Source organism: Bacillus sp. F2HM (assembly GCF_019266135.1).
In the GTDB taxonomy this organism is placed as follows: Bacteria; Bacillota; Bacilli; order Bacillales; family Bacillaceae; genus Bacillus; species Bacillus safensis.
Window position 1 is genome coordinate 194,342 of the sequence record NZ_LRMO01000018.1, and the last position, 6,421, is coordinate 200,762.

The following is a 6,421-nucleotide window of genomic DNA, read 5'->3' on the forward strand; positions in this document are numbered from 1 at the left end:
TTATTCAGAGATCGTATGATTGCAAATAAAAAAAGCCTTCTGCTTGGGTAGCAGAAGGCTTCTGGACACATGCTATGAAAGTTGTTTGACAATGTCTTTTACTAAATCAAGAAAACTTGCTTTCACTTTTTCCGTTACTTCGATCACTTCATCATGAGATAGCGGCTGATCCAAAATACCAGATGCCGCATTGGAAATGCATGAAATGCCAAGCACTTTCATTCCTGCATGACGCGCAACAATCACTTCTGGAACAGTCGACATTCCAACAGCATCTGCTCCAAGTGTTCTTAAGAAACGAACTTCAGCAGGTGTTTCATATGAAGGGCCTGTCATCCCTGCATAAACCCCTTGCTGTACAGATATGCCTAAACGCTGGGCTGTTTCTTCTGCAAGTGCCAGCAATTCTTTATCGTACGGTGCAGACATATCAGGGAAACGAACGCCTTGACTGTCATTTGGGCCAATTAATGGATTGGTTCCCATCATATTGATATGATCTGTGATCAGCATGAGATCTCCTGGACGGAACGACGTATTCACACCGCCGGCTGCATTTGTGACAATACATGTGTCAATGCCAATTTCTTTCATCACACGGACAGGAAACGTCACTTGCTTCATATCATATCCTTCATAGAAATGAAAACGTCCTTGCATCGCGCAAACGACAGTGCCTTTCAGCGTTCCGATCACGAGCTGCCCTGCATGTCCCTCTACTGTTGAAACAGGGAATCCGGGAATATCTTCATATTTTATTTTGATTGGATTTTCAATCTCATCTGCTAAAATGCCAAGCCCTGATCCTAAAATCAATCCAACTGTTGGTACATATGTCGATGCTTGTTTAATGTATGCCGCCGCTTCTGAAAACTGTGCTCCCACGAGATTTCCCCCTATTTAAGTTTAGATAAAAAGCTTGTTCCGTATTTTGGCATCGCTATCTTGAAATTATCTGCAACGGTTGCCCCAAGATCAGCAAACGTTTTTGCTGTTGGCAGTTCATTTGCTTCCTGATGCTTTTTGCTGTAAGCAATGAGCGGAACATATTCTCTTGTATGATCTGTTCCGTGATGAACTGGGTCATTACCATGATCTGCTGTGATCACAAGAAGATCATCCTCTTTCAACAGGTCAAACACTTCAGGAAGACGTGCGTCAAATTCTTCTAATGCTTTTCCATAACCCTCTGGATCTCTTCTATGTCCGTAAAGAGCATCAAAATCAACAAGGTTTAAAAAGCTGAGTCCTGTAAAGTCTGTTTTAAGTGTATCGACCAGCTTGTCCATTCCATCCATGTTTGATTTTGTTCTAAGAGATGATGTGATCCCCTCGCCATCATAAATATCAGAGATTTTTCCGATCGCAATGACATCGAGTCCATCATCTTTCAGTTCATTCATGACTGTACGGTCAAATGGTTTTAACGCATAGTCATGACGGTTTGGCGTTCTAACAAATGCGCCAGGCTCTCCGACAAACGGACGAGCGATAATCCGTCCAACCATATATTTTTCATCTAATGTGAGTTCACGGGCAATTTCACAAATACGGTAAAGCTCATCTAATGGCACAACTTCTTCGTGCGCAGCAATTTGCAGCACAGAATCCGCAGATGTATAAACAATTAAATCGCCTGTTTTCATGTGCTCTTCGCCAAGCTCATCTAAAATTTCCGTACCAGACGCAGGTTTATTTCCAATAATACCCCGGCCAGTTTTTTCTTTTAATTCATTTAGTAGTTCATCTGGGAATCCTTCTGGAAAGACTTTGAACGGTGTGTCTATGTAAAGACCCATGATTTCCCAGTGTCCTGTCATTGTGTCTTTACCGTTTGATGCTTCTTGCATTTTTCCATAATACGCAAGCGGTTTTTCATCCGCTGGAATTCCTTTGATTTCTTTAATATGACTCAGCCCAAGCTTCGCCATATTCGGCATATGAAGCCCGTTCATTTTTTCAGCAATATGTCCAAGTGTATCTGCACCTACATCATTAAAATCAGCAGCATCTGGTGCTTCCCCAATTCCTACTGAATCCATGACGACGAGAAAAATGCGTTTATACTGATAATCAGGCATTAAAAAGCGCCTCCTTCAATATTCTTGTCTTTTGACCTTACAAACAGTGAGAGGTCAGACATCTCAAGTATAAACCGTTTACAAGCCAGTTGACAACCATAAACGGTGTAAACATGAAAAAGCATGACACCCATTCACTGTGTCATGCTTTACTTATGCCCTTGGATGGAATTTGTGATACACATCTTTCAGTCTTGTTTTCGTCACATGTGTGTAAATTTGTGTTGTTGAGATATCGGCATGTCCGAGCATCTCCTGTACGGCTCTTAAGTCCGCACCGTTTTCAAGCAGGTGTGTAGCAAATGAATGTCTGAGCGTATGAGGCGTCAGTTCCTTTTGAATCCCTGCTTCGATGGCTCGTTTTTTTAAGTTCTTCCAGAAGCCCTGCCGAGACATTTTTTTCCCGTGATGATTGAGAAACAAGGCATCTGACGGCTGTTTTTTTAACAGCTTGCTTCTTCCCTTTTCGAGATATTCTTCAATTGCGCTTGCAGCAGCTTCACCGATTGGCACAATACGCTCTTTTCTTCCTTTTCCAAAACAGCGGACAAAGCCCATTGTGAGGTGAACATCGGCAAGGGTCAGATCCAGCATTTCACTGACGCGAATGCCTGTTGCATATAAGAGCTCAAGCATTGCTTTGTCTCGGTAGTCAAAGGGAGTGTGCTGATTTGGTGTATCAAGCAGCTTTTCGACCTCCCCTAATGATAGAACTTTCGGTAAAGTCCGCTCTGTTTTTTGCGTTTCAATGTTCCATGACGGGTCATCCGTTGTCACTTTTTCCCGAAGCAGAAATTGATGAAAGGAACGAATCGATGATAGATGCCGTACAGACGTTTTACTTGATTTCCCTTCCTCTTTTAACTGCTTTAAATAATGAATGATATGCAGACGCGTGACATCGCTAATATCCGTCAGCTGTTCATGTGTCATTAAAAAAGACAAGTAGTTCTGTAAATCTCTTTTATAAGAAACAATGGTATTTTCAGAGAGTCCTCTCTCTACGGTCATAAAATGAATAAAGTCGGATAATTGATCGTTCAATGATTTCTACTCCCCGTTTTGATAAAAATAAATCAATCGGTCTTGCCAATTGTCTTGATTCGGCTGATCCATTTCCATCACTTTAATTGCTGCACCCTCTGGTTTATCATAACGATGGTAGCTTTCATATTCTGAATTTATCCATATCATAGCATAATAGAACAGGACGGTAAAACCAGTGAACAAGATAAATACTTTGATCACTTCACCTGTTGTTTTGAGCCATTTTCGCATAAACTTCAAGTCCTTTCTCACCTTTTCATTACTTCAGCATATGCCAGGTGGGACAAGGAATATACAGCGAAAATGCAAAAAACCTCTTCATCTTAAATGAAAAGGTTCCAATTCGGATTATTTGCCGGATTCATCATCATGACACCGATGGCAAATACCATGGAATGTCAATCTATGATCCTTAATTTTAAATTTCCAGTCACGTTCAATAATCTCTTCGACATCTTCTAATAAATCATCTTCTATCTCATCGACTGTTCCGCATTCCATGCAGACAAGATGATGATGGAAGTGAGCGGCTCCTTCTTTGCGAAGATCATATCGCGAAACGCCGTCTCCAAAGTTAATTTTATCAACAACTTTCAGTTCAGTGAGCAATTCTAACGTCCGATAAACAGTAGCAAGACCAATTTCAGGAGACTTCTCTTTTACGAGGAGGTATACATCTTCTGCACTTAAATGGTCTTCTTCATTCTCAAGCAGTACTCTTACTGTGGCTTCACGCTGTGGCGTGAGCTTGTAGCTGGAAGAATGAAGCTGTTTCTTAATTCGATCAATCCTATTTTCCATTGACTTTCCCTCCTACGCCACATTACTTGATCATTATATCAAATGATGTGCTGAGAGCCAACTATAATCATTTTAAATTGATAAATAAATTGATTATTAATTAATAACAATTATAAAAGAACACCTGCCAGCTTTTTCATCAGCATGAATGATATGTACGATTCAAAAAAAGACGACAGTGCAGCAAGCGCTAAAATCATCAGCAGAACAGATGCATACCGGCCAAACCACTGGACGGGTGCTTGACTAATGGTTTTTTTCATGAAGAGCTGTCCAATGAGACGGATGGAAAACGCAATCGCACAAGTGCCAATTACTAAATAGGCTGGAATGAGCAAAATGTTTTGCGGAAGCACCGATACGAACGAGAGAAAAAATCCACTCAGCCCCATTTGATTCACGAGAAAACCAACAGTAAACCCAACAACAATTCCTTTTAAAAAGATCATAAGAAAGATAAGCGGCAGACCAACGATGGAGATTCCCAGTATCCACATAAGGCCTAAATATTTCATATGATGCAGGAAGCTTTGTAAAAACATTTCTTTTGATTCAGCTGCTTTCTCATTTGTCAGTTGACCAAAAAATTGATTTAAATAATAGAATAAATCCTCTTTCTGGCTGAATGTCATGCTATTGACAATGATTGCCCCGAAGATCACACCCATTAAAAAGAGTACAGAGACAAATAAATAAATCGAGAGATGATCTTTTACGTGCTGAAGAAGATGCTCCTTCCAAGACTTTTTCCGCATGTGTCTTCCTCCCAAATAGTAAGGTTACTAGATTCTATGAGAGAGATTACGAAACATGACAGTTTTATCGAAAGAAAAAAGAGAAAGCAGCCTGCTCACTGCTTTCTCTTTTTCATTTATCGTGCGGCTTTTTGTACGTTCACAAGCCCGGCACCGTAATAAAAAGGTTCTCCAAGCTTTGTCGCCGTTTTTGACAATCTCTCGCGTACTTCATCGTTTGTCAGATTCGGATGTTTTGATAGAATGACAGCCGCAGCGCCCGCTACATGCGGTGAAGCCATTGACGTTCCGCTCATGTAGCCATATTCATTATGAGGAATGGTGCTCAGCGTTGAAACGCCTGGTGCTGAGACTTCGATTTCCTCGCCAACAGATGAATCAAAGGCTCTTTGCTTTTTTTGGTCAACAGAGGCAACCGCCATCACTGAGCTGTATTTAGCCGGATAGTCAATCGTATTGAGAGAGCCATAGCTTCCTTCATTCCCTGCAGAAGCCACAATGAGAATCCCTTTATCATACGCTCGATCTACCGCTTCTTTCAGCGCCTCAGATTCACTTGCTCCCCCCATACTAATATTGATGACATCCATGTCATTCTCAATGGCCCATTCAATCCCTTTTATGATCCAGCTATAGTAGCCGTCACCATTTTCATCTGCCACCTTGACAGCATAGATAGAAGCTTTTGGCGCAACACCAACGACACCTACCTTATTATCTAATGCGGCAATTGTGCCTGCCACATGCGTTCCATGTTCATGCGGATCAACAAGCGGATCAGACTCTGCCGGTACAAAGCTCACCCCGCCGGTGACATGTAAATCCTCATGTTTACCGTCGATGCCGCTGTCAAGAACGGCTACTTTGACATTCTGTCCAGCGTATCCTTGTTTATGTACCTTTTGTGCTTTGATGCTTTTGATGCCGTATGGAACAGTTTGACCGCTAGTTTTTGCTTTTTGGTCTTCTTCGATGAAGGTCACTTCTTTTGCTTCATTCAGTTTCTTTTTCGAAGTCTCATTCAACGACACTTTCATCATATCTATTTGCTCTATTGATTCTTTCACATGCCCGCCAGCTTCTTTTACAAGCTGTTTTTGTTTTTTGTCTTGAACGGAAGAAGAAAAGCCGATCATGTACTCTTTTTTTGCTTGCTCCTTTGCAGAAATACCTGACGCGCCAAACATGACCGATGCCACAAGCACACTTGCCATACAAAGCCCTGCTCCAAATGACTTGACGTTCACGATACTCACTCTCCCTTTCGTCTTTCGTTTCTTTTTGTCATTTAACTACATTTTTAGACAAAAAGAAACGACCGTTTGTCCTATTTTTAAAAATTTTTCCATTTATTTGATCTAGTTGTCACAAAAAAGCAAAATAAAAATGCTTATGATCCTCTTGATAGTGATCATAAGCATTTCGTCCTTTATGTTTCTTCATCATGTGCTGCAAGGCTTCTTGTTTTGTTTTTGTCTTCCTTTCGTGTGTGCTAAAATGCGGCATGTTTCCTCTCGACAGTTCTGGATTTCGGCTCTGCTGCCTTTGGATATGCTCTCGTTTTTTCTTTGCTTTGCTTTTTCCCATTTGGCAAAACCCCTTTCGTTGACGTTATGATACACGATGTTACATAAAAAAGATAGACGTAAAAACGTCTATCTCAAATTGTTGACAAAGGGCTAAAATGATCTTTATTTTAACCCTTTGTCTTCTATTCAGCGTGATAGAAAACCTTTG

The 6,421-nt window shown here is 41.0% G+C and carries 8 protein-coding genes; all 8 read right to left on the bottom strand.

The genetic code is table 11. The features are described 5' to 3' along the window. Nucleotides 1-72 precede the first annotated feature (72 nt). On the bottom strand, nt 73-885 hold the full coding sequence (locus AWT60_RS12260; protein ID WP_056767204.1) for a purine-nucleoside phosphorylase: 813 nt from the start codon (nt 883-885) through the stop codon (nt 73-75). A gap of 11 nt (nt 886-896) precedes the next feature. Continuing rightward, nucleotides 897-2,081: a phosphopentomutase gene (gene deoB / locus AWT60_RS12265; protein ID WP_024422869.1), complete on the bottom strand. Its 1,185-nt coding sequence runs from the start codon at nt 2,079-2,081 to the stop codon at nt 897-899. A 153-nt stretch (nt 2,082-2,234) separates the two neighbouring features. Then, nucleotides 2,235-3,125, bottom strand: a complete 891-nt coding sequence (gene xerD / locus AWT60_RS12270) for a site-specific tyrosine recombinase XerD (RefSeq protein WP_041109682.1) — start codon at nt 3,123-3,125, stop codon at nt 2,235-2,237. A gap of 6 nt (nt 3,126-3,131) precedes the next feature. Further along, nucleotides 3,132-3,359 carry a YqzK family protein gene (locus tag AWT60_RS12275; RefSeq protein ID WP_024428058.1) on the bottom strand — a complete coding sequence of 76 codons (228 nt, stop codon included), beginning with the start codon at nt 3,357-3,359 and terminating at the stop codon, nt 3,132-3,134. 117 nt (nt 3,360-3,476) lie between these two features. Further along, the gene (gene fur / locus AWT60_RS12280) at nt 3,477-3,929 is read right to left on the bottom strand and encodes a ferric iron uptake transcriptional regulator (protein WP_003215577.1); all 453 of its coding nucleotides are present in this window, start codon (nt 3,927-3,929) and stop codon (nt 3,477-3,479) included. Between the two features lie 110 nt (nt 3,930-4,039). Continuing rightward, on the bottom strand, nt 4,040-4,684 hold the full coding sequence (gene spoIIM, locus AWT60_RS12285) for a stage II sporulation protein M (protein WP_024422873.1): 645 nt from the start codon (nt 4,682-4,684) through the stop codon (nt 4,040-4,042). Between the two features lie 116 nt (nt 4,685-4,800). Beyond that, the gene (locus tag AWT60_RS12290) at nt 4,801-5,931 is read right to left on the bottom strand and encodes a S8 family peptidase (RefSeq protein WP_218677307.1); all 1,131 of its coding nucleotides are present in this window, start codon (nt 5,929-5,931) and stop codon (nt 4,801-4,803) included. A 118-nt stretch (nt 5,932-6,049) separates the two neighbouring features. Beyond that, nucleotides 6,050-6,271, bottom strand: coding sequence for a hypothetical protein (locus AWT60_RS12295; RefSeq protein ID WP_034280349.1), 222 nt, complete (start codon nt 6,269-6,271; stop codon nt 6,050-6,052). Nucleotides 6,272-6,421: the final 150 nt, after the last annotated feature.